This is a genomic window from Staphylococcus warneri, from assembly GCF_900636385.1.
Lineage (GTDB): Bacteria > Bacillota > Bacilli > Staphylococcales > Staphylococcaceae > Staphylococcus > Staphylococcus warneri.
Map to the genome: position 1 here is coordinate 1601948 of NZ_LR134269.1, position 25197 is coordinate 1627144.

25 protein-coding genes are annotated in these 25197 nt (G+C 32.5%); 1 reads left to right on the forward strand and 24 read right to left on the reverse strand.

The window, feature by feature from the left end:
- Positions 1-168: 168 nt before the first annotated feature.
- The 21 genes from EL082_RS07690 to bshC all read right to left on the reverse strand — a co-directional run bounded on the left by EL082_RS07690 (position 169) and on the right by bshC (position 23264).
- Positions 169-1086: an RluA family pseudouridine synthase gene (locus EL082_RS07690; RefSeq protein WP_103286315.1), complete on the reverse strand. Its 918-nt coding sequence runs from the start codon at positions 1084-1086 to the stop codon at positions 169-171.
- An 11-nt stretch (positions 1087-1097) separates the two neighbouring features.
- A complete protein-coding gene (lspA, locus tag EL082_RS07695; RefSeq protein WP_002466200.1) occupies positions 1098-1574 on the reverse strand; it encodes a signal peptidase II in 477 nt (158 codons plus the stop codon).
- A gap of 555 nt (positions 1575-2129) precedes the next feature.
- Positions 2130-2606: a CHAP domain-containing protein gene (locus EL082_RS07700; protein ID WP_015365099.1), complete on the reverse strand. Its 477-nt coding sequence runs from the start codon at positions 2604-2606 to the stop codon at positions 2130-2132.
- 4 nt (positions 2607-2610) lie between these two features.
- Entirely contained in the window at positions 2611-3405 is a 795-nt protein-coding gene (locus tag EL082_RS07705) for a VOC family protein (protein WP_002465494.1), read from the reverse strand.
- A 280-nt stretch (positions 3406-3685) separates the two neighbouring features.
- Entirely contained in the window at positions 3686-6436 is a 2751-nt protein-coding gene (gene ileS, locus EL082_RS07710; RefSeq protein ID WP_015365100.1) for an isoleucine--tRNA ligase, read from the reverse strand.
- A 227-nt stretch (positions 6437-6663) separates the two neighbouring features.
- On the reverse strand, positions 6664-7317 hold the full coding sequence (locus EL082_RS07715; RefSeq protein WP_002465492.1) for a DivIVA domain-containing protein: 654 nt from the start codon (positions 7315-7317) through the stop codon (positions 6664-6666).
- 23 nt (positions 7318-7340) lie between these two features.
- A complete protein-coding gene (locus tag EL082_RS07720) occupies positions 7341-8111 on the reverse strand; it encodes a YlmH family RNA-binding protein (protein WP_037539754.1) in 771 nt (256 codons plus the stop codon).
- A gap of 139 nt (positions 8112-8250) precedes the next feature.
- Positions 8251-8544 (reverse strand): YggT family protein, encoded by a 294-nt coding sequence (locus EL082_RS07725; protein ID WP_002450621.1) that lies wholly within the window; start codon positions 8542-8544, stop codon positions 8251-8253.
- 11 nt (positions 8545-8555) lie between these two features.
- A complete protein-coding gene (locus EL082_RS07730; RefSeq protein ID WP_015365101.1) occupies positions 8556-9149 on the reverse strand; it encodes a cell division protein SepF in 594 nt (197 codons plus the stop codon).
- A 2-nt stretch (positions 9150-9151) separates the two neighbouring features.
- Entirely contained in the window at positions 9152-9814 is a 663-nt protein-coding gene (locus tag EL082_RS07735; protein ID WP_162832900.1) for a YggS family pyridoxal phosphate-dependent enzyme, read from the reverse strand.
- Between the two features lie 8 nt (positions 9815-9822).
- Positions 9823-10626: a peptidoglycan editing factor PgeF gene (pgeF, locus tag EL082_RS07740; protein WP_002465496.1), complete on the reverse strand. Its 804-nt coding sequence runs from the start codon at positions 10624-10626 to the stop codon at positions 9823-9825.
- A 238-nt stretch (positions 10627-10864) separates the two neighbouring features.
- Positions 10865-12040, reverse strand: a complete 1176-nt coding sequence (gene ftsZ, locus EL082_RS07745; protein ID WP_002465489.1) for a cell division protein FtsZ — start codon at positions 12038-12040, stop codon at positions 10865-10867.
- Positions 12041-12072: 32 nt separating this feature from the next.
- Positions 12073-13470: a cell division protein FtsA gene (ftsA, locus tag EL082_RS07750; protein ID WP_002465486.1), complete on the reverse strand. Its 1398-nt coding sequence runs from the start codon at positions 13468-13470 to the stop codon at positions 12073-12075.
- A 103-nt stretch (positions 13471-13573) separates the two neighbouring features.
- Positions 13574-14971, reverse strand: a complete 1398-nt coding sequence (locus tag EL082_RS07755) for a cell division protein FtsQ/DivIB (protein WP_002465495.1) — start codon at positions 14969-14971, stop codon at positions 13574-13576.
- Between the two features lie 16 nt (positions 14972-14987).
- Positions 14988-16337, reverse strand: coding sequence for a UDP-N-acetylmuramoyl-L-alanine--D-glutamate ligase (murD, locus tag EL082_RS07760; RefSeq protein ID WP_002465497.1), 1350 nt, complete (start codon positions 16335-16337; stop codon positions 14988-14990).
- A gap of 1 nt (position 16338) precedes the next feature.
- Entirely contained in the window at positions 16339-17304 is a 966-nt protein-coding gene (gene mraY, locus EL082_RS07765; RefSeq protein ID WP_002465490.1) for a phospho-N-acetylmuramoyl-pentapeptide-transferase, read from the reverse strand.
- 184 nt (positions 17305-17488) lie between these two features.
- Positions 17489-19729, reverse strand: coding sequence for a penicillin-binding protein (locus EL082_RS07770; RefSeq protein ID WP_015365102.1), 2241 nt, complete (start codon positions 19727-19729; stop codon positions 17489-17491).
- A complete protein-coding gene (ftsL, locus tag EL082_RS07775; protein ID WP_002450631.1) occupies positions 19710-20111 on the reverse strand; it encodes a cell division protein FtsL in 402 nt (133 codons plus the stop codon). Before ftsL ends, EL082_RS07770 begins: the two co-directional genes overlap by 20 nt.
- A gap of 13 nt (positions 20112-20124) precedes the next feature.
- Complete coding sequence (gene rsmH / locus EL082_RS07780) at positions 20125-21060, reverse strand: 16S rRNA (cytosine(1402)-N(4))-methyltransferase RsmH (RefSeq protein WP_002465493.1); 936 nt, start codon at positions 21058-21060, stop codon at positions 20125-20127.
- Positions 21061-21075: 15 nt separating this feature from the next.
- Positions 21076-21507 (reverse strand): division/cell wall cluster transcriptional repressor MraZ, encoded by a 432-nt coding sequence (gene mraZ / locus EL082_RS07785; RefSeq protein WP_002450633.1) that lies wholly within the window; start codon positions 21505-21507, stop codon positions 21076-21078.
- A gap of 143 nt (positions 21508-21650) precedes the next feature.
- Positions 21651-23264: a bacillithiol biosynthesis cysteine-adding enzyme BshC gene (bshC, locus tag EL082_RS07790; RefSeq protein ID WP_049416761.1), complete on the reverse strand. Its 1614-nt coding sequence runs from the start codon at positions 23262-23264 to the stop codon at positions 21651-21653.
- Positions 23265-23480: 216 nt separating this feature from the next.
- Between bshC and EL082_RS07795 the strand changes: the two genes are divergently transcribed.
- Entirely contained in the window at positions 23481-23921 is a 441-nt protein-coding gene (locus EL082_RS07795) for an N-acetyltransferase (RefSeq protein ID WP_015365103.1), read from the forward strand.
- Between the two features lie 114 nt (positions 23922-24035).
- Here EL082_RS07795 and EL082_RS07800 read toward each other — a convergent pair whose 3' ends face one another.
- The 3 genes from EL082_RS07800 to EL082_RS07810 form a co-directional block, all read right to left on the reverse strand.
- A complete protein-coding gene (locus tag EL082_RS07800) occupies positions 24036-24722 on the reverse strand; it encodes a YjjG family noncanonical pyrimidine nucleotidase (RefSeq protein WP_002466011.1) in 687 nt (228 codons plus the stop codon).
- A 115-nt stretch (positions 24723-24837) separates the two neighbouring features.
- Positions 24838-24972, reverse strand: a complete 135-nt coding sequence (locus EL082_RS07805) for a beta-class phenol-soluble modulin (RefSeq protein ID WP_002466004.1) — start codon at positions 24970-24972, stop codon at positions 24838-24840.
- Positions 24973-25024: 52 nt separating this feature from the next.
- Positions 25025-25159 carry a beta-class phenol-soluble modulin gene (locus EL082_RS07810; RefSeq protein ID WP_015365104.1) on the reverse strand — a complete coding sequence of 45 codons (135 nt, stop codon included), beginning with the start codon at positions 25157-25159 and terminating at the stop codon, positions 25025-25027.
- Positions 25160-25197: the final 38 nt, after the last annotated feature.

The window sequence follows — 25197 nt, forward strand, 5'->3', positions numbered from 1 at the left end:
TAAGTTTATATATTTTATTTTGAAGAAAGTACAACTCATTTTATGATTACTCTATAAATAACACCTTATATCATCTAACATATTCCTTTTGAGTATAAAAAAAGCCCCTAAATGACAATGACATATCATTTAGGTGCTTTGATAGTATTTATTATTTTATACCTTTTACTAAGCGTCTCTTTTTCTAATATCGGCTAATAAATCTTCAAATTCCTGAGGTAATTCTGCTGTTCTTTCAATATATTCATGTGTAACCGGATGCTCAAAACCTATCACACCTGCATGTAAGACTTGACCACCTATATCTAATGTTTTTTTAGGACCATATTTAGGATCTCCGACTAATGGAAATCCAATGTATTTCATATGAACACGAATTTGGTGCGTACGTCCTGTTTCAAGTTCACATTCTATTAAAGTGTAATCTTTAAAATGTTCTAAGACGTTAAAGTGTGTAACTGCTTCTTTGCCATCATCTACGACCGCCATCGCTTGACGATCTTTCTTATTACGTCCAATAGGCGCATCTACTGTTCCATAGTCATGTGGAATATTTCCATGTACAAGTGCAATATATTTACGTTTAACTGATTTAGCCATTAATTGTTCAACTAATCCACGATGCGCAATGTCATTTTTAGCAACCATTAATAAGCCAGATGTATCCATATCAATTCTGTGAACAATACCTGGACGAATTTCACCGTTTATACCAGATAAATTTTTAATTTGATACATCAATCCATTTACTAACGTACCAGTGTAATGGCCTGGTGAGGGATGCACTACCATACCTTTTGGTTTATAAACAATAGCAACATCATCATCTTCATAAAAAATATCAAGATTTAAATTTTCCGGTGTGATATCTGCTTCTACGACTTCTTGTTCAGTCACGACGATATTGTCATTTTGCTTCACTTTATAATTGGGTTTGACTACTTTGTCATTTACTTTCACAAGATCTTCTTTAATCCAATCTTGAATTTGGCTACGTGACCAATCACTGTTTAATTCTGGTAATACTTTATCTAATCTCTGTCCAACATGATTACTATCTGTAATCGTATATTCATACGTTTCCATAATCAGACCTCCTAACCTTTATTTGTTGTATCTTTAAGTAGCGCAATAATAACTAATATCACACCAATTGTTAAACTTGAATCGGCTACATTGAAGATAGGAAAATCATATCCAAAAATATTTGTATCAATAAAATCAACAACTTCTCCATTAAATAAACGATCAATGAAATTTCCTAAAGCACCTGCAAACAATAAACTTATCGCTAACTGCATAAATAAATTATATTGCGCTTCTTTAATAAAGAACAATACAAGTACAATTAAAATAATCACTGTAATAATATAAAAGAAAAACATTTTACCACTTAATATACCCCAAGCAGCACCATTATTTCTATGTGACGTTATATTTAAAAAATTGGGTATCACTTCGTAAGAATCGCCTATTTTCATTGAACTAGCAATAATCCATTTTGTCACTTGGTCAATGACAATGATTAAAAAGGCTACGAGTAATGAAATACCGACATAATATTTCTTTTTCATTCATGTTCCTCCATTCAGAACCATTCATCACTTTTTTTACAACAACATTCATTATATCTTAAACATGAATATAAAAACAGGTTAGCTTCATAATAAATAATTGATACAACAAACAAATGGAAGTGGGATAGAAATCATTAAGAACCACTAATCATTGATTATGTAGTGGTTCTTACGCATTAGCCACAGCTAATGTGTACTTTAAAATAGAAATACATGAGTGAAACTCATGCATAAGAAACACTAATTTCTAAAGAAAAAGTATTTCTTTATCGTTGTCCATCCCCAACTTGCATTGTCTGTAGATTTTCTTTTCGAAATTCTCTATGTTTGGGGTCCGTCCCCCGGCAAGGTTGACTAGAAATGAAAAGCTTGGTACATTAGACCGTCTTTGTAATTTATTACTTAGACGGTTTTATGCATGAACTTTAGTTCATGTATACCGCTAAAGCTTAATTTGAACACATGAGTCAATACGCATGTGTAAGTCAACTACTGCCTTAATATCAATGTAACTTGAAATATATTGATGCCTAGCCTAAACTCATTTCATCATTACGATATATGTTGATTCTCTTTAGGATGAATATATTGATATTGATCAACGTCATTCGCTGGTATTGTTCTATTTGATATTTCATACGGCTTTTTAAAATTCATTTCTGAAACGTACAATGATTGATCATCGTTCACTTTTTCAATGTAGGCTACATGACCATATTTTCCTTCAGTTGTCTGTAGAATCGCACCTTCTTTAGGATGTTGATTGACTTTATATTGATCTTTTTTAGCATTTTTCGCCCAATCTTTAGCGTCATGCCAAGAATTTGCAATTTGATGATGGTCTTCTCTCACTTTATCGAACACATAATAAGTGCATTGTCCTTTTTGATACGTATTATATTTCATCGGATTAAACTCTAATAAATGATTTTTAGGTTCAGTCATATCTTGATTATTTAAACCATCAAAAATTGCTGCTAGCGTTAGACCTATCGTTATAAATAACATCCAAAAAATACTTTTCTTCACTTCATCACTCTTCTTTTATAAAATTAAATCTAAAGTAGATACCATCTGGTCCTTTGATATTTAAATGTGTTGTCTCTGGATAATGAAAGTCTACAAGCGCTAAACCATACGAGTGCGCATTATCTACACGTTTGGTTCCAGAAATCCATTGATTTAATGCTAAATGATGATGATAATGTTGAGATGATAAAAAGAGCGAATAATCATCCATATATGCAGATTCTTCTAAACCAAAATAATTTAAATAGTATGGTTTAACTTCAGAAATACGAATCGATTTCAAATGCAAGGTACCAATTTTAGCATCATCTGGTATACCTTGCCATTTTTCATCTGATACTTCATTTAATAAACGTGGTACATTAATCGGTACGATATTAAGTAACACTTTGTCATCTTCATAATGCCATTCTTCAAAATCTTGATCTACATAGAATTTCAAACCATTTCCTTCTGGATCTTCGATAAAAAGAGATGTAGCCACACTCTGCTCTCCACCATTTACTGGAATTTCATAGTCACTTAATTGTACTAACAAATCTGCTAAATCTGATAATGAAGGTAGTATTATACCAACATTAAATAAGCCTGCTTCTGACATTAGTGGTTCTCTACCGTTAGCAATTTCATTTAAAATAATGAAATGATTAGACATGCCTACTTCATATTGAATACTCGTCATTGTTTCGTTTACGATATTAAATCCTAAAATCTGTTCGTAAAATGGTTTGAGTGCATCTTTATCTCTCACATTAATCGTTATTCCGTTGACAAAATTTGCATCTTTATTATGAAACATTCCATGTACCTCTTTCAAAATAACTTATCTGTATAACTTTCTTTACTTATGAATTATGACTCATATTTTAAATATTATGCAAAAAAATCAAAACAAAAGCAACTTAATTGCAATTCATATCAATACTAATTAAGTGATGATGTGTTCATAATGTATTAGGCTAATTTCGATAATACTTTCTAATATTTAATAATACCCATAATATCCCAAGTCGTTATAAAATAAAAACTGTTAGCAAAGTCATCCGACTTTGCTAACAGTTTGAATACAATTTTACCTATTAAATTAATGTCTTAACTACTTCTTGGCAACGTGGACATAAGTGATCTAATTCGCCAACAGAACCTAATTGATCACTATAGTTCCAACATCTTTCACATTTTTCACCTTCAGCATGTTCAATACGGATGTCACCATGTTGATATGATACGCCGTTATCAACTTGATCAACAACCTCCGCTTGTGAAGTGATAAATAATTGTTGTAAATCATCAAATTGTTGTAAGAACTCTGTAGCATTAAAGTCTTGATTACTACCAATCACAACTTTAGCTTCTAATGATTTACCAATTACTTTTTCATTACGCGCTGCTTCTAAGGCACGGTTCACATCATCACGTAAGTTCATAAATGTATTCCATTTATCTAATAATTGTTGATCTACTTCTTCAACTTTAGGCATATCAGCTAAGTGAACACTTTCTTCTTTAACATGAGGTGTATGTGACCAAACTTCCTCTGCTGTATGCACTAAAATTGGTGCAAGCAACTTAGTCATATCAACTAAGATTTGATAAAGTACTGTTTGCATACTACGACGTTTATGTGAAGAACGTTCTTCGATATAAAGGATATCTTTACCATAATCTAAGTAGAAGTTACTTAATTCAACATTGATAAAGTTTTGAACTTCTTGATAGATATTAAGATAATCAAAGTTTTCATAATTGTTAATTGTACTTGCAGTAAATTCACGTAAACGATGTAATAAATAACGATCTACTTCTAATAACTCTGCTTCAGCGATGCTATCTGTTTCAGGATTGAAATCACTCACATTACCTAACATAAATCTCAATGTGTTTCTGATTTTACGATATACATCAGAAGTTTGTTTTAAGATTTCATCTGAAATACGTACATCTGCTAAATAGTCTGTACTACTTACCCACAGGCGTGCAATATCTGCACCTTTTTGTTTAACGACTTGATCAGGCACAATGACATTTCCTAATGATTTACTCATTTTTTTACCTTCTCCGTCCATAACGAAACCATGAGATAATAAGAATTTATATGGTGCTTGACCTCTTGTCGCAACAGAAGTAGTAATAGATGAGTTAAACCAACCACGGTATTGGTCACTACCTTCAAAGTATAAGTCAGCTGGGAAACTTAATTCTGGACGTGTTTCAAGGACACCTCTATGAGATGAACCAGAATCGAACCATACATCCATGATGTCATTTTCTTTCGTAAATTCACCGTTTGGACTTCCTGGATGTGTAAAGCCTTCCGGTAATAAATCTTTGGCTTCTTTTTCAAACCAGATATTAGAACCATGTTGTTCAAATAAATCTGCAACATGATTTACAGTTTCTTTCGTCATGATGATGTCGCCATTTTCTGCATAAAATACAGGTAGTGGTACACCCCAAACACGTTGACGTGAAATTACCCATTCACCACGGTCACGAATCATATTATAGATACGTGTTTTACCCCAATCTACTTTAAATTGAGTATCTTCAATTGCATCTAAGATGTCTTGTCTCACTTTATTAATTGATGCAAACCATTGTGGTGTAGCACGGAAGATAACTGGTTTTTTCGTTCTCCAATCATGTGGATAACTATGTGTAATAAAGTTTAATTTTAATAATGCATCTTTCTCAGTTAATAAGTCCGTTACTGCTTTATTCGCTTTATCATAGAACATACCTTCAAAAGGTCCACCTTCTTCAGTGAAGACACCTTTATCATTTAATGGACTGATCACTGGTAAATCATATTTTTGACCAACAATATAGTCGTCTTCCCCGTGTCCAGGTGCTGTATGAACACAACCTGTACCAGCATCAGTTGTAACATGTTCACCGTTAATCACTAAAGAAGTACGATCTAAGAATGGATGTTGTGCTTCAACATATTCTAATTCTTTACCTGTAAATTCTTTTTCAAGTTGAATCGTATCTTGATCCCATTCTAGAGCTTCTGCTACTGTTTCTGCTAAAGCTTGAGCAATAATGTATTTTTTACCATTTACATTATATTGGCCATATTTTAATTCTGGATGAACAGTAATCGCAACATTAGAAGGAATTGTCCAAGGTGTAGTTGTCCAGATAATAAATTGTGCATCTTTGTCTACAACACCTTTATCATCTTTAACATCAAATGCTACATAAATTGATGCTGAACGTTTGTCATGATATTCGATTTCCGCTTCTGCAAGAGATGATTCACTTGATGGTGACCAATAAACAGGTTTTTTACCTTTATAAATAAGTCCTTTTTCTGCCATTTCACCAAATAATCGAATTTGAGCAGCTTCATATTCTGGTTTCAATGTGATATATGGATCGTTAAAGTCACCACGTACACCTAGACGTTTGAAATCTTTCTTTTGAATTTCAATTTGTTCTAGAGCAAATTCTTTACATTTTTCTCTAAATTCAGCGGTAGACATTTTTTTACGATCTACACCTTTTTTAGTTAAAGCTTGTTCAATTGGAAGACCATGTGTATCCCAACCAGGGACGTATGGTGCATAAAAACCTTGCATTGTTTTGTAACGAACAATAAAGTCTTTAATGATTTTGTTTAATGCATGTCCCATATGTAAACTACCATTCGCATATGGTGGTCCATCATGTAAAATATATGAGGCATTACCTTTATTTTTCTCTAACGCTTTTTCGTATTGATTGTCTGCATCCCATTGTTCTTGGATTTTTGGCTCTTTATTTGGTAATCCGCCTCGCATTGGAAATTCTGTTTTGGGCATTAATAACGTATCTTTATAATTCATATACTTTCATTCCTCCTAATTATAAAAAAGAACTCTAAGTTCAATTAACAGGGACGGTTATACCGCGGTACCACCCTGATTAACTCAACTTAGAGTTCTCTCTTGGTTCTTTATTCATAATGATAAGTCAGTGATATAAGAAACATGCTTATATTAGGCTCCCACCATCTCCTAATTCGCTGTAATAAGTGTAGTGTTTCTTACGCGTCTGACTTCAAATTTAATTGTTATTTTAGATTCGTTGATTCAGATTGACTTGTACTTGTTGAATCACTTTGAGACGTTGATTTAGTCTCAGACGTTTGTGTTGATTGTGATTGACTTTGAGCATTATTTTTCATGGCTTTTTCTTCTTCTGTTAAATCATTATCGTTTAAATGATGAATGTCTTCTAAAGTGACCTGTTCAGCATCTAAATCATAATTTAATAGGTAATCCCAATCTTCATTCTTCAACAAGTCTAATTGAGCTTCAACTAACATACGGAAACGTGATCTAAATACTTTAGATTGGCGTTTCATATCTTCAGTTTGGAAAGCTAAGCGACGTGCTTTTTCGATAGCATCATTAACAATTTGGTCTGCTTGAGCTTGTGCTTTAGCAATTGTTGCCTCTGCATCTTTATTCGCAGCTAATTTCGTTTCTTCGCCAGCTTTTTGAGCTTGCACTAAAGCATCGCTCACTGATTGGTGAACATCTTGATAAGACTTAATATTAGTATCTCTTTCTTCGATGACTTTTTCAAGTTGTTTTTTATCTTCTTTTAAACGTTCTATTTCAGTACTTAACTGGTCTAAATAGTTTGCAACTTCAGTAGGTTCTAAACCATTTTTCACACGAGTAAACTCTTTGCTTTTAATTTCACTTGGTGTAAAAGGCATTGTGTATCCTCCTTAATTTTACACTATTTAAATAATGTATGATAGGTTATGTGTATTTTATCTTTTTTCGTTCTTCCACCAATATCGGTTACTTGAGCTCTTCCGAATCCTTGTATGGAAAGTAAGTCATTCATTTCTAATTGAAAATCTGGTGAATCAATAATGGTATGATTTACTTTGACTCTCTTCTTCTCTATAAGTTGTTTCGCAATAGATCTTGATTTATGAATCATATCTTTTAATACGACATCAAGTCTAAGTGCACTCACTGTTGAACTTTGAATCTTCCAATTCTCTTCTGATTGTATCATATCTTCCAACGGAATAGAATTAAGTTTAATTGTAGCACCTTTGATTCTAGTGAATTCTAACATAATAAATGATTCTAATGCTTTTGTCAAAACAAATTGAATACGTTCCCCAACAATGATATCACCAAGTTGATTTCTATCAATTCCTAAAGACATCAGCGTACCTAAAACGTGTTGATGTTGAATAGTTACAAACTTTTCAGGATAATGTATTTCAATTAATGTGAGTTCAAAGTCACTTTCATCTGGTTCATAATATGATGGTGCAATCACGGCACGTTGTCGTTCTGCTCTCGGTCCACCATTAAAATGTACTTTCAAATCGTCATAACTGCCACTAATCACTTCTAAAATATATTGCCCTCTTGGATCTAAGAATGTGGTTAGCACAGGCGAATAGTGCCGTTCAGCTTGTTCACATTTATCAATTAAAATATCAATCAAGCTTTGTTCTTCTTTTCGAAAATGTTGATAAATATCGATGGCTTATCCCCCGCTTAACTTTAATATGAATTATTTAAATTATCATTTTTTTATCCATGCAACAATAAAACGAGGCAACATGGAACGTTTCCAATCACCTCGTTTATGATCATCATATTTATATTGCTGTCTAAACTAACTATCTCGCTAAATAAGCTAAAATCATGTTAAAAATAGTTACTAGTCCTCTTTGGAATAAAACTAAAACTATAATAGCAGCAATTGATGAAATATCAATCATTCCAATAGGTGGAATGATTTTTCTAAATGGTTCTAAAAATGGTTCATAAATTTTACCTAGTATTTCACCAAATTTAGATTCACGTATACTTGGTACCCAAGATGTAAAGAAATATACAATCATACCAAAATAATAAATTTGGACGATCCAAATGATAAATTGGAAAATTGTATTAAGTAATCCAATATCCATACGTTAGCTCCTTATTCGTAATGTTGCTCCATGTTTTCAATATGATCTGTAATACTACCGGCAACTTCGACGTTATCAGGTGTACATAAGAAAATATCAGTACCTACACGTTGGATATCGCCACCAATGGCATATACAGTACCACTTAAGAAATCAATGATACGTTTTGCTGAAACTTTGTCGATTCTTTGTAAGTTAACTAATGTTGCACGGCGATTTTTTAATTCATCTGCAATATCTTGTGTATCTGAGAAAACTCGTGGTTCAAATAAACACATTTTTGAACTTTCTTGTGTAGCATAATTTGATTGAACGTTATTATTCATTGTTACAACATTTCTAGTATTCGATTTAGAATTATTACTCATACGATAATTCCTTTCTTCAGAAGTTGTATTATATCTTGTTGTACTTTTTTGAGGTACAGATTTAATCGCACTTGTTTTAGATGCAGCTGGTTGTTGTACAGGTTCTTTTGGCGATTCTACTTCACGTTCTGGTTTACGATCACGCTCAGGTTCACGTTCTTCTGGTACTTCTACTTCTTCTTCATCTTCAACAACAAAAAATCCATTAAATAAATCTTTTAAAGCCAAGGGGCTCACTCCTATTCTCCTACAAGTTTAGTCCCAATTCTCACAAATGTTGCACCTTCTTCAATTGCTATTGGATAGTCATTACTCATCCCCATCGACAATTCTTCACACGGTGCATATTCTAAATTGAGTTTTTTAATTTCATCTCTTTTTGTTCGCAATTTTCTAAACAATGACTGAATATACGCATTATCATCCGTATATGGTGCCATCGTCATTAAACCGACTATTTTTATATTTTCAAATTGTTTAATTTCTTCAATAAAAGCATTCACTTCATCTAAACTAATCCCATGTTTGGATGATTCACCTGAAACATTCACTTGTAAGAAACAAGATATTGTATGCTCGGCACGCTTATTAATTTCTTTAGCTAAACTCATTCTATCTAAAGCATGAAAATAATCAACATCATTGATGACATCTTTAACCTTTCTAGATTGCAAAGAACCGATAAAATGAAGCACTGCATCTTTTGGTAATGCTTCTTTCTTCTCTTTGAACCCTTCAAGTCTATTTTCTCCAAAATGTCGAATTCCAGCTTGATAAGCTTCTTTAGCTCGCTCTATTGTAACATACTTTGTTACTGCAATCACGTTAGGCTGTGTTGAAATGTTACTTTTTTCTCTATGCTCATTGATTTCTAAATTGATTTGAGCGAGATTATCTTTCACTTCACGCATTATGAATCACCTTGCTTTCTTCCTATAAATGCTAACATTCGTCCAGTTTGTCCTTTTTCCACTCTATAAGAAAAGAAATAATCCAGGTTTTCAGATGTAGCATAATCTGTAATATAAATATTACTTTCCGGTACACCTACACTTTGTAATAAAAGAGAGTTGGCCTTTTTCAAATCAATGCCGTGTCTATCACTATCACGTGTTTCTATAAATTGAGTTGTATCAATATCTAGCGTTTCAAATTTCATTTTAATATCATCATTAATTTCATATGAATTGGATGTAGCCGGACCAATAACAACATTTAAATCCGTAACATCAAAATCAATATGTCGAACCATCTCTTTAACGATTTCTCCGTAAGTGCCCCGCCAACCAGCATGTGCAAGTCCAACATAATGATGTTTCTCACTATAGAAATAAACGGGTACACAATCTGCGTAACACATCGTTAATAATATATTGGGCTCATATGTATACAATCCATCTATACCATGTAAACCATTTGTAATAGCATCAATGTTTACACCTTTATCATCTGATGTTATTTTAGCAACTTTATTCTCATGTGTTTGTATCGGAAAAACCCACTCACTTCGTGGGAAGCCTATCATATTAGCTAAAATGTTTTGATGTTGTGTAATGTTGTCTTGTCGATCATCTACATATCTAGCCATATTAAATGCTTTTTCAGGATACATACTTAAGCCACCCTCACGTGTAGTAAAACCAAGGGTAGTATGTGTCATTTTATCGTCTTTATATGCTAAAAAATGATTTTGTTTTATAAATTTTTCAGTCAACTATTTCACAACCTTAAGTATGAATTTTCATTAATTTCGATTAAAGTGTCTAAATATGTTTTATAGAACTATTATATAGCATTCTTATTCGTATTTAAATTAAAACTATTATTTCTGTCCTTGAAACTAATTATTTTAAAATTATTCTTCAACGAGTTATTAAAAATCAAATTTTAAATAAATTAAAAAGTCATCAGAAATATTTCTGATGACTTTAAGTATAATGGTTAAGATAAGATTAACGTCTTGTTCTTCTAGAACGTCTTTCTTCTCTATTTCTGATGAAGCTTGGAATATCATCGTCTTTAGTCGTATGACTTCTTTCAGTCACACTATCAGAAGATGAACTTGATGCAGAACTGCTGATTGATTCTTCTTTACCAACTGAAGAAGTCGATGAAGCGCTATTTACGCTTGAACCAAATCCAGTGCTAGAAGCTTTGCGACCTTGAGATGATGGTTTATCTTCAAATCCAGTAGCAATTACTGTTACTACAATTTCATCTTGTAATTCTGGATTGATTACTGTACCGAAGATCATATTTACATCTTCATCTGCAGCATCTTGAACGATATCCGCAGCTTCTTGTGCTTCGAATAATGAAAGTGATTCGCCACCAGTAATATTCATAAGCACACCTTGAGCACCAACAATTGATGTTTCAAGTAATGGTGAAGAAATTGCTTTTTTAGCTGCTTCTACTGCTCTATTTTCTCCAGAAGAAACACCAATACCCATTAATGCTGAACCTTGGTTAGACATGATTGTCTTAACGTCAGCAAAGTCTAAGTTAACTTCTCCAGATACTGCGATTAAATCAGAGATACCTTGTACACCTTGACGTAATACGTTGTCAGCTTCTTTGAATGCTTCCATCATAGGTGTTGATTTGTCTACGATATCTAATAAACGGTCGTTAGGAATAACGATTAATGTATCTACAGCAGCTTTCATTGATTCAACGCCGGCAGCAGCTTGTGTTTGACGTTTACGTCCTTCGAAACCAAATGGACGAGTAACAACACCAACTGTTAACGCTCCCATTTCTTTAGCAATTTTAGCTACTACAGGAGCAGCACCAGTACCAGTACCGCCACCCATACCTGCAGTTACGAATACCATATCTGCACCTTGGATTGCATCTTCAATTTGTTCGCGTGATTCTTCAGCAGCTTTTTTACCGATTTCTGGGTTAGCACCAGCACCTAATCCACGAGTTAATTTTTCACCAATTTGGATTTTTGATTCGGCTTTAGATAAGTTTAAAGCTTGTCCATCCGTATTAATAGCGATAAATTCTACATTATTCATTCCGTGGTCAATCATACGGTTTACAGCGTTGTTACCGCCGCCACCTACACCGATGACTTTTAAAGTCGCTAAATGATTAAATCCTTGTTCAAATTCTAACATTTAAATTTCCTCCTAGTTTTAATGGCCAATAATCATTCAAATAAAGATTTCATGAGTTTTTTAAATTTACCTTCTTCTTTGTCTTTACCTTGAGCATTATGATGATCTTCTTCTAGATGAGTTTCGCGGTCGTCATATTCTTCATGAGGTGGTTCAGGCTCATCCTCATAAACATCTATTTTGTTCGATTTGCGTTTGAACCAATCGAAACCGCTTGATTTAGAGTCAGTATCTCTTTCATCAGATTCGATAACTTCCTCTTCAAATTCCTCATTATCATGATAATTAATTGTAACATAATCTAATAATTCATCAAAAGTGATACTACTAGAAATAGTAGAAATCGCAGATGAAAATTCTGGTTTTCTGATTCCCATTTGTGACGGAGTGTGAATTCTCACTTTTTCACTAACCATATCTTGTAATAATTCTCTTACACCTAATAAATTAGCTGATCCACCTGTTACAACAAAACCACCATTAACTTTTGTTAAACCTAATTCTTGTAAAACATCAAAAACTTCGAAGAATATATCTTCAACTCTTGCTTCAATAAAGTCGCTTAAATCTTTTTGAGTATATTGAACATGTTCTTCACTATCAATTTGATCAACTGTGAATACATCTTGACTTGAAGCTGAATCATAAAATGCATGTCCATATTGATGTTTTATCTTTTCAGCTGTGTCATATGATGTATTTAAACCTTGTGCTACATCATCAGTAATATCACGACCAGCCATTTCAATTGAATCTGCATCTACTAATTCGCCACGTTCATAGAAGGCAATTTGTGTTAAATCTTCACCGATATCAATCACACATGCACCAAGTTCTTTCTCAGTTGCTGATAAAATTGATCCGTAATTATATGCATCAGAATATACATCTAATACATCTACACCACATGATTCAACACATTTAATCATATTAATTAAGATTGATTTTTGAATAGCAATAACGCCTGCATCCACTTTAAGTGAATGTCTTGCGATTAATTCTTTTGGATCTGATACTTCATTTTCCTTATCTACAACGAATCGTATTGGGAAAACGTTAATCACTTCTGTTTCAGGAACATCATTTTTATCTCTAATACCTTCTAGTACAGATTCAATATGTGTTCCGTTAATTTCAGTATCTTCATAAAATTCTATTTCATTTGATTCATCATACACTTCTGTTCCAATGATAGGTAATTTTAAAAATACTTCTTTGATGTCTACACCTGAAGCGATAGAAGCTTTTTTAATTGTATCCTTGACAGCTTGTCTAGCAATATCAAAGTCATCAATTAATCCATTTTTTATACCGCTTGTATAGGTTTGTCCTGTACCTATCACATTTATTCCATTGTGAAATTTTTCGCCTACTATTGTTTTAACACTTGATGAACCAATATCTATGCTTACATAGTAATGTTCCTCCATAGATAGGCACCTCCTGACAAGTTACTATTAAAATACACTATGTTTAGTTTACAATACGTTGATAAGCTTGTGAACTATAAACACATACTAATATCAAAATTTTTTAATTATTTTCTTTTGAATCTTTATTAATTTTATTTAACACACTCTGAAGTTCTTCTTTTGCATCCGTTTCTTTCTGTGATGTTTGCGATACACTTTGTTCAGATTCTGATTGTGCACCTGTACTATTTTTATATGGAATGAACGATGCACCAACTGAAAGATCAATGTATCCATCGGTTTTCAAGTCACCAGAATCACTTCGAGATAATGATTCTGACATTTGAGGATAATACTTCATTTTGTCTGCAATCGTCGTAATGTCACCAATCACCTGGATGTTATCTTTTGTGAATATTTTAATTCTATTTTGTTTATTCTTATCTGGTGCATAACTTATTTCCGCAATTAAATTTCTAGCTTTAGGTGACATTTCAGATAACGCTTGTATCATCTTTTCTTTTTTATCTTCTTTGAAACCATCGATAATAGGAACGTCATGTGCAATTTCGCCGTCATAATCTTTTAATTCTTTACCATCTTCTAACACAGGTACATAGTTGTCTTTTGATTTTTCCAAGCCAACGACCTGATATTCAGTTACTTTTACATCTAATGTATTAGGTATTACTTTTGTTATTTTAACATCTTTAATTAATTCTTTTTCCTTTAAACTGCTCTTTGCTTTACTTTTACTAAATGTATACATACGTGAACTTGGCTTAATATCTAATGCTTTATTAATCTGACTTTTACTCACATTATGATTCCCTTCAATTTTCACGTTAGATATTTTACTTAATGGTGTAAACATATAAAGTAAAAATACTACGATTAGTAAAACCAATACTGTTATGACTGTGTATTGAATTCTCTTTTGTCGTTGTCGCCGTTGTGCTCTTTTTTCTTCTAATGTAGGTGAATTAAATTGTGTAACCTTACTATCATAATCTTGTTGTTTATAACCAGATTCATCTTTCTTATCTGTTGACTTTGTCTTTCCTGTTAACTTTTGAAACCAATTCTCTTTAGATTTTTTATTTCTATTTTTAGTAGTTTCATTTGCCTTATGTGATGTTTGGCCTAAATCATCCGACGTTTCATTCTTCTCTAAGTCACTTTCATTTTCATGATAATCATCTGAATATGAGTCCCAATCTTGAGAAGTTTGCATAGATTCTGAATACGTACGATTTTGGTCATCCGGTTCATTTTGACGAACCTGACTCTCCTCATCATCGTTAAAATCCATTATATGGTTGTCCCTATTAGTGTTCTCTTTGTCAAAGTGATCATGACTCGATGAAAATGATTGCTCATCGTCAACTTTATCTTTAAACTTCTTCCTTTTTCTTGTTCTAAAGTCGTTACTTCTACGGAACATACTTAAATCATCGTTTTGATTATCGTCATGATTCGTTTGCTTATTATGGTTATTTTTATTTGTTTTACCGTCCATATGATTTCACGCCCTTTTAGTATGATGGCAAGTGTGCACGGAAACTTTCTATGAATTTCTCACCACGTTCTTCGAATGTGTTGTATTGATCCCAACTTGCACATGCAGGAGATAATAATACAACATCGTTAGGTTCAATGACATCTTGAATTTTATCTACAGCATCTTGCACATCTGTAGCCTTAATGACATATTTACCTTGACTATTACCTAACTTGGCAAATTTTTCTTGTGTTTCACCAAATACGACCATCACTCTGACATTTTTCATATATGGTATTAACTCATCAAATTCATTACCTCTGTCCAATCCGCCACACAACCAAATAATTGGTTGATTAAATGAATTAAGTGCGAATTGAGTAGCTAAGGTATTGGTAGCTTTAGAGTCATTGTAGTATTTATTTGTTCTATTAGTACCGATATATTGTAATCTATGTTCTATACCTGAGAATGTAGTTAAACTATCTGCAATCGCTTTGATTGGTACGCCAGCAAGAATAGCTGCTAACACTGCAGCTAAAATATTTTCTAAATTGTGTTCCCCTGGTAAAACTAAATCTTCTACACTTATAATACGTACGCCTTTATATTCTATGAATCCATCTTTAATATAAATGCCATCAACAACTTGTTGTGTTGAGAAATATAATGTTTTAGCTTTTAGATTTTCTGATTCGATTAGATGTCGTTGATGATAATTACAAATTAAATAATCATCTTCAGTTTGATTTTTGTATATTTGTTTTTTAGCATTTTGATAATTTTCAAGAGATTCATGATAATCTAGATGTGCTGAGTAAATGTTAGTGATAATCGCGATATGAGGTTTATATTGTTCTATACCGAGTAATTGGAATGAAGATAATTCAGTAATTAAATACTCTTTAGAACTTACTTCTTGTGCTACTTTCGAAGCGACATAACCAATATTCCCTGACAATCTACCTGTAAGTCTACTGTTTTTAAACATATCCCCTATTAGTGAAGTTACAGTTGTTTTACCGTTTGTTCCTGTAACTGCAATAATCGGTGCTTCTGAAATAAGATAACTTAATTCTACTTCAGTTAATACTTTCAAACCTCTTTTAACCGCTTCATCAATGATTGATACAGTATAAGGAATACCTGGGTTTTTAATAACAATTGGATCATTATCTAGTAATGAAGTAGGATGTGAACCACTTACGACTTTTATACCCATCGCTTCAAGATCTTTAGCATGTGCATCTTGAGATAAGTCTTTACCATCATTAACTGTTACCTTCGCACCCAATTTACTCAATAATTTTGCTGCTTCGTAACCACTTTTTGCTAAGCCTACAACTAATACATCTTTATTTTCTAATCCTGTGTAATTTAGCATCTTAGTGCACTCCAATCCATAAGCCAATTAGACCTGTAATTAAACCGACTGACCAAAATACAGTTACAACTTTCCATTCATTCCATCCACATAATTCGAAATGGTGATGAATAGGACTCATTTTGAAAATACGTTTTTTAGTTAATTTATATGATGCAACTTGTAACATAACTGATAATGTTTCTACTACAAATACGAAACCAATAAATACAAGTGATAATTCTTGATTTAACACGATTGAAATTGTAGCAAAAATACCACCAAGTGCTAAGCTACCAGTATCACCCATGAATACTTTAGCTGGATTTAAGTTATATGGTAAAAATCCTAATAAAGCAAATACCATGATAATGCAGAAGATACCAATAGCAGGTGCATCTAATACAAAACTCATAATCGCGTACATCGCAAAGCCAATAATTGATAGGCCTGTTGCTAAACCATCAAGTCCATCTGTTAAATTTACTGCGTTTGAAAATCCAACTTGCCAAAAGATGATAAAGATAACATAAGCAAATGAAAGAGGAATACCAGCGTCAGTAAACGGAATATGTAATGTTGTTGAGAAGTTAACTAAGTTAAACACGTTACTTAATACAAAAAATATAACTGCAATTAGAATTTGAGCTAGAAATTTCTGTTTACTTGTTAAACCTTGATTGTTCTTTTTAACTACAATAATGTAATCATCGATAAAACCAATCAAACCAAATCCAAGTGTCACAAATAATAATAAAATGATGGGATTTGAGTGATCCACAAAAATAATGGCAACTACTGAAGTAATAATAATACTAATTAAGAATGTTAAGCCACCCATTGTCGGTGTGCCCGTTTTCTTCATATGGCTTTGTGGTCCTTCTTCACGAATGCTTTGTCCAAATTTCATTCTTTTTAATGTTGGAATAAGTATGGGTACAAGTACAAAAGTTATTAGAAGCGATAACATCGCATATACAAAAATCATAATGATCTCCTTTTCTTTTATCCGTCAATTTACATACATCAATATATGTATTTTTAATCTATAACCTTTAATATTTTATCAGTTTTGGTTCAATTTTTATATGTTAAATCACAACATATTAAGAAAGAGAGCGGGATAAATTTAATCCCAATCTCTTCCTCTCATGTTTAATATCTATGTTGTCTTAATTAGAGCTTGAATCTTTCTTCTTAGATTTATCTTTCTTATCACTAGATTTTTCTAGTGTTTGTTTACTACTTTCATCTGTTGTACCGTCAGTCGACTCAGCTGAAAGTGTCACTTCAATGTTGTCCGATTTTTTAAGGTTTTGGCCTTGTGTTACTGATTGTTTTGAAACAAATCCGCTTCCAGTTGTTTTAACTTTGATGTTAGTTAACTCTTGGAATGCTAAAATATCTTCTTTAGTCCAACCTTTCATATCTGGCATAGTTAAATCTCCATCAGTTACTAACAATACTTTACTATTTGGTAATGCTTTAGTATCTGCGTCTACTGATTGTGATTTAACTTTTTTACCATTACCAATGACAACTGGTTTAAGTGACTTAGCGTTAATACTATCTTTAGCTTTGTCAATCGATTGTCCTTCTACATTAGGTACTTTGCTAAAGTCATTTTTCGAAGCATTGTCTTTAGATTTACCAACGTTTAAATATTTCAGAGTGTTTTCCATTATTGGTTTAAAGGCTTTACTTACACCCATTTCATAAGCTTCCTGGTCATTTTTTTGTGCTAAGCTCATACCTGCATAAACAATAACCTTAGGATTTTTCTTAGGTGCATCACCGATAAAGCTTACAAAGTATGGATTTTCACCTTTAACATAACCGCCGCCTTCTGAATCTGCTACTTGAGCTGTACCAGTTTTACCTTCGATATCATAACCATCTACACGATAGTTTTTAGCATGACTATCTTCACTATTAACTACCTTATCTAATTCTGTTTCAACTTTGCTAGCAGTATCTTTAGTAATTGGCTTACCGGCATAAGATTTTTCACCTTTATAGAAGTTCTTTTTCGAAATAGGATTATCGATACTACTTACAAACCATGGTTTCAACATGTTTCCATTATTGAAAAATGCTGATTGCGCTTGAATCATTTGCACTGGTGTCACTGTCGTTGATTGACCAAATGCAGATGTTTTTTGTTGTAATGCATTTTCCCAAGCAATGTGTCCGGTAGCTTCTCCATCAAACATACCATTAGTAGATTTACCGAATCCAAAACGTTCATACCAAGATTTCATTTTATCTGTACCCACTTCATCTTGTAGGTGCATCATTAATGTATTAGAAGAATATGTGAATCCTAGCGTTTCAGAAATTTTACCCCAACCTGTTTTATTCCAGTCGGAGATACGTGATCCCATAATATCTCTATGTCCAGATTCATATTTTTCATTTGGTTTGAACTTACCTTCTTGGATTGCTGCCGCTAATCCGTATGATTTGAATGTCGAACCAGGTTCATATGTGTTTTGGTATAAGTCATTCGCCCATTTTTTACCAAAATCTTTACCAGTTTCTGGGTTGAATGTAGGTCTTTGACTAAATGCTAAAATTTCACCAGTTTTGGCATCCATAACAACCGCAAAGACATCTTTAGGATTGTAATGTTCTACCATACCGTCTAACGCTTCTTCTACAAATACTTGAATATTTGAATCAATGGTTAAATGAACATCATCACCACGTTTAGGTTGTTTCTCAGATTTGGTATTCGGAGCAATGTATCCCCAAATATCATGAATGTATTTGAGTGATCCTTTAGTACCGTTTAAGTAACTATTGAATATTTTTTCAACACCCATAGCTCCATTTAATTCTCCAGTGTCTGGGTTCTTTTGAGCCATACCTATTAAATGAGATGCAAAGTTACCATTAGGATAAAATCTTTCTGTCTCAGGATATAAGGTAATACCTGGTAAATTTTTCTTTTCTAATTTTTCTTTATCTTGATATGTTAAATTAGTACCTTTTTGCCCAAATTCAACTTGGAAGGCCTTTTTCTGATTTAATCTTTTTTCAATTTCATCTGGCTTCATATCAATAATTTTTGATAATTCTTTGGCTGTTTTCTTTTTATCTACAACATGTCGTGGTTTCTTACTGTTTTCACTTGCCTTTTTGTCGACAACTGCTACAACTTTATACCTCTCAACATCTTCGGCTAAGACTTTACCATTTCTATCATAGATTTTACCGCGTTCTGGTTGCTCTGAGTTATTTACTAAATACTTTTGGTTGGCTTTCATAATTAAATCTTGACCATTCGAGTGTCCAGTGATCATTATGTATGAAAACCTTAAAACCAATATAAAAAAGAGCAGTCCGAATAAACCAACTAGTAGGACTGCCCCTATTTTATTTTTTTTAATTTTAATTTTTCGTTTCGCCATTATTACGCACTACCTTTACATTATCGTTCTCGAGGCTCATCCCTTGCTTCTTAGCCTTGTCGTAAATGCGTTCGTATGAAGAATTTTTCTTAATTTCAGATTTTAAGGCGCTGTTTTCGCTAGATTGTTGTTCGATTTTATGATCTAAATCTGCAATTTTTCCTCGCGTATCATACGCATCCATTTTTAAAGATAGCATATAAATACTAATCATAGCAATAACAGAGACTAGTGTTATGTATAAAATCTTCTCAAATTTCGTAAGTTGAACGACAACTTTACGTTTAACGGTTTGCTTTTGTGGAGAGGTTTGCGGTTGTCTTTTTGGAACACTGGTTTGTGTTGCATTATCATATGGTTGATAAACTTTTTCTACAGCCATGTTGAATTACTCCTTATTTTAATATTTCTGCAATACGTAGTTTCGCACTTCGTGCTCGGTTATTGTCGTCTAAATCTTCATCTGTTGCTGTAATAGGTTTTCGATTAACGCGTTTTAATTTCGGAGTATATGCTTCTGGAATCACTGGTAACCCTCTAGGCACATCAGGTCCTTTTTCATACTCTTGAAACATCTGCTTACACAATCTATCCTCTAATGAATGGAATGTAATCACAGATATGCGTCCGTTAACTTTCACTAATCCAATTGCTTGTTCAATTGAATCTTCAAATGCAGACAATTCGTCATTAACTGCAATTCGAATTGCTTGGAACACTCTTTTAGCAGGGTGCCCGCCTTTTCTTCGTGCTTTAGCAGGAATACCTTCTTTGATAACTTCTACTAATTCTAATGTTGTTTCTATAGGTTGCTTTTCTCTATTCGCTTCAATTCTTCTTGCGATTTGTTTAGAAAACTTTTCTTCACCATAACGGTAGAAAATTTTCACCAATGCTTCATATGGCCATTCATTTACCACTTCATACGCGGACAATGATTGTGTCTGATCCATACGCATATCTAATTTCGCATCGTGATGATAACTAAAACCTCTTTCTGGTACATCTAATTGAGGGCTTGAAACACCCAAGTCATAGTAAATACCATCAACTTTTTCAATGTTTAATTCATTTAATATTTGTGTTAATTCTCTAAAATTACTGTGTATAAAAGTGACTTTATGTAAGTGTTCTTTTAGAACATCTTTAGCATTTTCTATTGCGGTTAAATCTTGATCAATTGCAATAAGTCTACCTTCATCACTTAATTGATTTAGTAAATATAGGGCATGTCCTGCTCCACCTAACGTACAGTCAACATACACACCATCTTCCTTTATATTTAGATAATCAATGGTTTCGTTTAACATTACGCTTATATGATGAAACACTGTCATACCTCCAATTTAAAAATCAAAATCTATTAAATCTTCAGCAATATCTTCGAAACTATCTTCTGATTCTTCGTAGAAATCATTCCAAGTTTCTCTGTCCCAAATCTCTATACGATTTGAAACGCCTATTACTGTACATTCCTTATTTAAGTTGGCGTACTTCCTCAAATTCTGTGGAATATTAATACGCCCTTGTTTATCTAACTCTACTTCAACAGCACCAGAGAAGAACATACGCATAAATTTACGAGCGTCTTTTTTTGTCATAGGTAAGGTTTTCATCTTCTCTTCAATCTGTTGCCATTCTTCTAAAGTATAGCCGAATAAACATTTATCAAGGCCTCGGGTGATAATAAAACGTTCATTTAAGTCATAACGAAACTTGGACGGTATAATCATACGTCCTTTTGTATCTAATTGATGATCGTATTCTCCCATGAACATTTTTTCTCACCTCACCTTATCTATAATTTACCACATCTCCCCACTATCCTCCACTAATTATGTAAAAATAGTTCAAAATATTTGATTTTATAAAAAAATACCCGCCTTATCATTTAGATAAAGCGGGCTTAATCCCTGTTATATCAGTCTTTTATTATAATATGATCAAAAGTGTAAGAAAGTGGTGGATAGGTGGAGGGGTTGAACACATCTTTCCCAAAATCATTCATAATTTGAAGTGGATTCCATATTCTTTCTTGTAATCCTCCCATTGCATGGAGATGGTTGTTAATTTCTCTAAATTGTCTCATGCTAATATCATTCTCACGTTCAATATTTAATAGGTAACGTTTTTTCAAATAATCATATTGTCTTTGATGAATCTCATTATTTTTAGTTACTAAATTTTCATTATTCGCGTTCCCTTTCACTTCATTAAATAAGGATTGATATAACTTTTCCTGTTGATGTTTCATCTGTTCTATTTCATTTAAGAAGTTCTCAGAGGCTTGCTCGCGTATAAATTTCTGTTTATCTTCTTCAATTCCATTTGCAATGACATGCTCCAATTGAAGATGATATTGATGCAATAGTTTCTGCGTTCGATGATATAAATACGTGATTCGTAGTCTAGGCAATACAATCGGCATCTCTATATTTAAGAGTTGGAATACATCATGTAGTTCTGCCCAATATTTAATTTCACTAGGGCCACCAATAAACGCCACTGTATTAAATAACCACTCTTCCATTATTGGTCGAGTAACTACATTATTTGAAAATCTTTCAGGCTCATGCTCTAAAATATCCAACAATTGTTGTTGATTATATGTTCGTGTCGACTTACTTAACTGAAATACACCATCTTGATACGTTAATAATTGGCGCATACCATCTTCATGTAAAAACAAATGAACATTGGTATCGGTTTGTATCATTTGTGAAAAACCATTTTCTAAAGTTTGATGTTGATTATTTCTAAATGCATCATCAATGTCTTGATGTTTTAATATCATTTCTTTTAAAAGCGGTTTTTCTAATTGTCTTAATGCGTGATTTTGTGCATCAATGAATAGGACGCCATAATCCTTAAATATTTCATGTAATAGCACTTTAAACATATCTGTCCAATTAGAATATTTTTTAATGATATTGATGCACATTTGATATATGTCTTTGCTATGTTCCGTTTCTCTTAACTGTCTAAAATAATCGTTTAATACTTCAATCATTTGCGATTGATCTGGATTAAAACGTGAAACATTACTTTCCGGTGGTGTCATTGTGTGGTATTTAATTTTATGCAATTGTGCTTCTTGTGAGTTAAATGCATAAGTGTGATTCACTTCATCAAAATCATGATCTTCTCCTGCAATCCAGAAAACTGGCACTACCGTTTGTTGATATTCTTTCGTCAATTGTTGACTCAAAGTGATGAGTGAAAATATTTTATGGATTGTATATAAAGGCCCACCAAATAAACCAGCTTGTTGTCCCCCAATGACAACTTTAGCACCATTAGCTAATGATGTAATATGTGCTTCTTGTTGATCTGTCATTGTTAAATCTTTCATATAAGATTGAATCACTTTAGCAAGCTTCTTTTCTCTACCATTTGGAGATGCATTCATTTTTATTTTGTAACTCTCTTTTGACATCGCATCAAATTGGTAAAATTGCATGAGCTTATCATCACTATTTATTATTTTGGAAATAAACTGATCATCATTGTTTAATTTTACTATTTTACAGTCCATTGTTTTTCTCCTTAAGTATCACTATTCCTAATATAGTATAAAGACTATACTCACTTCTGACAATTTTACGGCTTATAAAATGTTTGAATAACTTAATTTTCATTAAATAGCAATGTATGATATTTAATATTTCATTTTTGGTATAAAGTATAAATCAATGAAAAGAACATATAGTTTAAGGTATAATATAAGAAAGATATAAAGGGGGACAAGATGATGAGTGACGTAAAAAGATTAGAAATTAACTACAAAACTGATGAGTTATTTGAAGACTTCAGAGAATTTGGTAATAAAGATCTTTATATGGTTGAAGAATTTAATGGACAAATGATTGACGCAAGTTCTGACTCGCCATTTTATGGCATATTTGTTGGTGACAAATTAGCTGCACGAATGGCTTTATTGAATAAAGGAGAAGTAGAAGAATCTTACTTCCCAGATTGTGATGATTATTTATTATTATGGAAATTAGAAGTATTAGAAAAATATCAAAACAGAGGTTATTCTAAACAATTAATCGATTTTGCGAAATCATTTAATCTTCCTATTAAAGCCATTGCAAGAAATAACTCAAAATCATATTTTGAAAATCAAGGCTTCACAGATGTTAATGCTAAGAATCCTGAAGGCCACGATGTTTTAATATGGCAACCATAAAGAAATAAATATACATTAGACTATTTATATTAAACTTAAGACACGAAGATGATTTTATATTGAATCAACTTCGTGTCTTTTTAATCAAACTTATTTCCAGCTATTTACTTATATCTATTCAACAATATCAATTAACTCTTTAAGTGATTTAATTTCATAATCAGGTTGAATCGATGTTTGATTTTCTTTACCTCTTAAGTTAAACCAACACGTTGCTATTTGTGCATTATAGCCACCTAAAATATCAGATGTTAATGAATCACCTACTATTATTGCGCTTTCTCTATGTTGTTCACCAATTTCTTTAAATATGTAATCAAAGAATTCTGGCATTGGTTTTTGATAACCTGTTTGTTCTGAAATATATATACCATTTAATGTTTCGTTAAATGTTGTTTGGGCTATACGACGTTGTTGCGTTTCTGTCACACCATTCGTTACGATGTATATATTATGATTTTTCCTTAAATCTTCTATCGTTTCTAAAGTATCATCAAAGAATTTTGGTGTTGCTTTAGCTAATTCATCTCTAAATATATGATCAGCAAGTTTACCGTTTACCTCTATTTGATAATCTTTAAAATAATTTACAAATCTTTGTGTTAATACTTCTTCTTTAGTTAACTTATTTTTTTGAAATGCCTCCCAGTGTGATTGGTTCACCTCTCTAAAATGATAAAAATCATCTTTTGTTGGATAGTGATTAAAATGTTTAGCCATATTGTAAAATGCTTTTTCTTCTGCATCATAAAAATCAACTATCGTATCGTCAAAGTCTAATAATATTGTTTGGTATGTCATTGAAATCTCCCTTGTTCCATATATTCTCTATTTACAATAACAAACTTTTCATAACATTGCTTATTAAACAAAAAAAGACCAGAGCGCTTGCCCTGGTCAATGATAGTTAAATTAATTAGAATCCGAATAATTTACTTAATACACCTACACCGTTTTCTACGATGCTTACAATGCTTGTTCCTAATTTTGCGCCGTCATGTCCTTGTGCCGCTTGTACTGTGTTTGCGATTGCTTCTGCTAATTTTGTCATAATATATAATCTCCTTTATTGTTTATGATTTTTTTAGTTTTTTAGTTTTGACTTAGAATCCGAATAATTTACCTAATACACTTACACCGTTTTCTACGATGCTTACAATGCTTGTTCCTAATTTCGCGCCGTCATGTCCTTGTGCTGCTTTCACTGTGTTTGCGATTGCTTCTGCTAATTTTGTCATAATATATAATCTCCTTTATTGTTTATGATTTTTTTAGT

Coding starts and splice junctions, on each gene's coding strand:
- EL082_RS07690 (WP_103286315.1), bottom strand. CDS start 1,086: ATGGAAACGTATGAATATACGATTACAGATAGTAATCATGTTGGACAG.
- lspA (WP_002466200.1), bottom strand. CDS start 1,574: ATGAAAAAGAAATATTATGTCGGTATTTCATTACTCGTAGCCTTTTTA.
- EL082_RS07705 (WP_002465494.1), bottom strand. CDS start 3,405: ATGTTTCATAATAAAGATGCAAATTTTGTCAACGGAATAACGATTAAT.
- ileS (WP_015365100.1), bottom strand. CDS start 6,436: ATGAATTATAAAGATACGTTATTAATGCCCAAAACAGAATTTCCAATG.
- EL082_RS07715 (WP_002465492.1), bottom strand. CDS start 7,317: ATGCCTTTTACACCAAGTGAAATTAAAAGCAAAGAGTTTACTCGTGTG.
- EL082_RS07725 (WP_002450621.1), bottom strand. CDS start 8,544: ATGGATATTGGATTACTTAATACAATTTTCCAATTTATCATTTGGATC.
- ftsZ (WP_002465489.1), bottom strand. CDS start 12,040: ATGTTAGAATTTGAACAAGGATTTAATCATTTAGCGACTTTAAAAGTC.
- ftsA (WP_002465486.1), bottom strand. CDS start 13,470: ATGGAGGAACATTACTATGTAAGCATAGATATTGGTTCATCAAGTGTT.
- EL082_RS07755 (WP_002465495.1), bottom strand. CDS start 14,971: ATGGACGGTAAAACAAATAAAAATAACCATAATAAGCAAACGAATCAT.
- murD (WP_002465497.1), bottom strand. CDS start 16,337: ATGCTAAATTACACAGGATTAGAAAATAAAGATGTATTAGTTGTAGGC.
- mraY (WP_002465490.1), bottom strand. CDS start 17,304: ATGATTTTTGTATATGCGATGTTATCGCTTCTAATAACTTTTGTACTT.
- EL082_RS07770 (WP_015365102.1), bottom strand. CDS start 19,729: ATGGCGAAACGAAAAATTAAAATTAAAAAAAATAAAATAGGGGCAGTC.
- ftsL (WP_002450631.1), bottom strand. CDS start 20,111: ATGGCTGTAGAAAAAGTTTATCAACCATATGATAATGCAACACAAACC.
- mraZ (WP_002450633.1), bottom strand. CDS start 21,507: ATGTTCATGGGAGAATACGATCATCAATTAGATACAAAAGGACGTATG.
- bshC (WP_049416761.1), bottom strand. CDS start 23,264: ATGGACTGTAAAATAGTAAAATTAAACAATGATGATCAGTTTATTTCC.
- EL082_RS07795 (WP_015365103.1), top strand. CDS start 23,481: ATGAGTGACGTAAAAAGATTAGAAATTAACTACAAAACTGATGAGTTA.
- EL082_RS07800 (WP_002466011.1), bottom strand. CDS start 24,722: ATGACATACCAAACAATATTATTAGACTTTGACGATACGATAGTTGAT.
- EL082_RS07805 (WP_002466004.1), bottom strand. CDS start 24,972: ATGACAAAATTAGCAGAAGCAATCGCAAACACAGTACAAGCGGCACAA.
- EL082_RS07810 (WP_015365104.1), bottom strand. CDS start 25,159: ATGACAAAATTAGCAGAAGCAATCGCAAACACAGTGAAAGCAGCACAA.